The organism is Gilvimarinus sp. 1_MG-2023 (genome assembly GCF_030548285.1).
Map to the genome: position 1 here is coordinate 1 of NZ_JAUOSC010000117.1, position 476 is coordinate 476.

Annotated in this window: 1 protein-coding gene; it reads left to right on the forward strand. The window is 56.7% G+C overall.

The genetic code is table 11. From position 1 onward, the window contains the following. Positions 1 to 170: 170 nt before the first annotated feature. Positions 171 to 476: hypothetical protein (locus Q4563_RS15980; RefSeq protein WP_303605173.1), on the forward strand; the 306-nt coding region annotated here is incomplete at its 3' end.

Below are 476 nucleotides of genomic sequence, written 5' to 3' on the forward strand. Positions count from 1 at the left end.
CAGCAGTACAACGCCCAGTACCGGGCCTGGCAGCAAGGGCAACTGTCAGGGCTGGCCTGGCTACAGGTGCAAAACAGTATCTGGCAACTGCAGCAACAGGCTGACGAAGCCCGCCTTACTTACCAACAAGCCATCAGTGACTGGAACCAACTTCAGGGGGTGATACCACAATGACGTTTTTGAATATGTTGTCTGGCCATTCGAGCCAAGATCAATCCGCACACTGCCGAGTGGGCAACACACCACAACAGCAGGTTAATCTGGCATCCGCCACACTGATCGTTACCCTGACCAGTATCCTCGCCCTGCCGCTGCTAACGTATCGGGCCGAGGCATTACCTCTCGATAGCACCGAACAGCAACGACTCGGGGTCGAATTCAGCACCCTGACAACCCAGGCCCAACTGCCACTGGCGGTGTTGCCTGGCAGTACCGCCGTCAGTGACCACCAGCGCCTGCTACTGATAATGCCATTC